Genomic DNA, 2,285 nt, shown 5'->3' with positions numbered 1-2,285 from the left:
GGCGGGCAGGCCACCGGCAGGCGGCGCCGCGTCGATCGGCTGTCGAATGTCCGCGTCCAGATCCTCGCTGCCGGTGGCACCGACGGCACGCAAGGCAGCCCACTGCCGGATGGCGCCCACTTCCTCGGCCTGCGTGATGGCCAACGGAATCATGTTGGCGACGGCCCGCTGCAGGTCGTCCAGGCGGACCGGGCGGTCTTCGGCATAGGCATCGAAAAGCGCGGCGACGACCGCCTGTTCGATTTCCGCACCAGAATAGTTTTCCGAGGCATCGGCGAGGAGCCCGACGGCGGCCGGATCGTTGGCGACGGCGTGCAGCTGGTTGGCGGCGGTGCCCTTGCCGGCCATCTGGATCTGCCAAATCACCCGGCGTTCGGCGTCGCTGGGCAGATCGACGAAGAAAATTTCGTCGAACCTGCCCTTGCGCATGAACTCCGGGGGCAGCCGGTCGATGTTGTTGGCGGTGGCGACCACAAAAACCGGATGGCGCTTTTCCTGCATCCAGGTCAGGAACGAGGCGAACACGCGGGCGGAGGTTCCGGAATCCCCCTCGCCGCTGGTGCCGGTGAAACCCTTTTCGATCTCATCGATCCACAGGATCGCCGGCGAGATGGCTTCGGCGGTGGCGATGGCGTTGCGCATGTTCTGTTCGCTGGAGCCGACCAGGCCGGAAAAGACCCGGCCGATGTCCATCCGCAGCAACGGCAGCCCCCAGGCCGACGCCATCGCCTTGGCCGTCAGGGACTTGCCGCAGCCGGGCACGCCGGTGATCAGCACGCCCTTGGGCGCGGGCAGGCCGAAGTCGGCAGCGGCATCCAGCCAGGATCCCTTTCGCTTGGCCAGCCACCGCTTGAGGTTGTTCAGCCCGCCGACCTCGTCCAGGCTGATGTTCACGTCCACGTAGTCCAGCAGCCCGGACTTGCGGATGGTCTGGCGCTTCTCGTCCAGCACCACGTGCACGTCGTGCGCGGTCAGCTCGCCGTCGTCGACCATCGCCCGCGCGAAGGCGTTCTCGGCTTCGGCCATGGTCAGGCCCAGGGCCGCCTGCACCATGTTCTCTTGGTCGGCTTCACCCAGGCTGACCTTAATCCGTCCGCCGTCGGAATTCTGGCTGATCATGTGCGCCAGCATGGCCTTGATTTCGTCATGACTGGGCAGCGGAAAGTCGACCAACGTGACGGCCTTGTCCAGTTCGGGCGGAATGCGCAGCACCGGGGCGACGATGATCAGCACCCGACCGGTGGTGCCCTGCCGGAAGGCGGCAGAGACCTCGCGGACCTTCCGGACCACCTCGGGGTCCGCCGGGCGCTGGTCGGTGCCGAAGTAGGCGTGCAGGTCGAAGAAGATGAAGACGCCCGGATCGTGTGCGCCGAGCACCCGGTCCAGGGCACGCGCCGGGGCCGTGGTGTTGGACTGCTGGCCGTCGCTGGGGGAGAGGAGCCCGCTGCTGGCGTTCCACGTCCAGACGGGGCGCGGGGTGCGCAGCGCGGCGGCGCACTTGAGCACTTCGGCGTGCACCCGTGCTTCTTCATGGCTTTCGACATACAACACGGGGATACGGGCCTTAAACGCTTGGTCAAGCGTTTCAGCAAAAGACATGGGTCTCTCCCCTTAAGGAACAGAATCGGGATCTGGCTCTACTTTAGGCACAGTTGCAGGGACTGGGCGCTTTGGCCGCGGGTTTGGCGCAGTTCTCAGCGCCCGATGTCCAGGCTCCAGCTGCCCTCGCTGGTGTCCACCAGGAAATACGTCACCGGGTACGGCTGCCAGGAGAACCGTGTGGTGCTGGTGCCGATCTTGTTGACCACCAGGTTTCGACGCGATTCCTGCCAGGTGTAGACGGCGATGTTGGCGTCACCGGTGTAGGTGAATTCGGCCAGTACCTCATCGCCCTCGTAGCGCACCAGGGCAGGGCCGGAGCCGGCGACCCTACCGTCTTCCGGTACGGCGTAAGCGACCGGGCGGACCTCCAGGCGCCAGTCGCCGTCCGCCTCGACATGCAGTGAAAATTCTTCCCGCGCGGTGGCCAGGAGACCGGCCGAGGGTTCGTCCCGGTCGCCGGAGTTGTAGAGGAAGTGGACCGGCCAGTCGGGGTTCTCCGGGTCGTCCACGGCTACGCTGGCATCCACGCCGCTGTCGATGACGATCTCGAACGGACCGTCGTAACCGGCCGGCCGCTGGTAGCCGAGGACCGCGTTGCCGGATCCTGCATAGCTGCCGGGGCCGCCGGCTTCTGCCACGGTTCCCTCCCCGGCCGCCGCCGCCGCGGTGCGGTTCGCTTCCCC

Annotated in this window: 2 protein-coding genes; both read right to left on the bottom strand. The window is 66.7% G+C overall.

From position 1 onward, the window contains the following. Positions 1–1,599 (bottom strand): AAA family ATPase (locus tag AC5RUJ_RS14920; RefSeq protein WP_494156105.1); only part of this gene is annotated, 1,599 nt, incomplete at its 3' end. A 95-nt stretch (positions 1,600–1,694) separates the two neighbouring features. Continuing rightward, on the bottom strand, positions 1,695–2,285 hold a 591-nt coding region (locus AC5RUJ_RS14915; protein ID WP_494156104.1), incomplete at its 5' end, for a hypothetical protein.

The organism is Arthrobacter sp. Y3223164 (assembly GCF_059091005.1).
The sequence above is the reverse complement of the archived record's forward strand: the minus strand, read 5'-3'. Positions and strand labels throughout refer to the sequence as shown.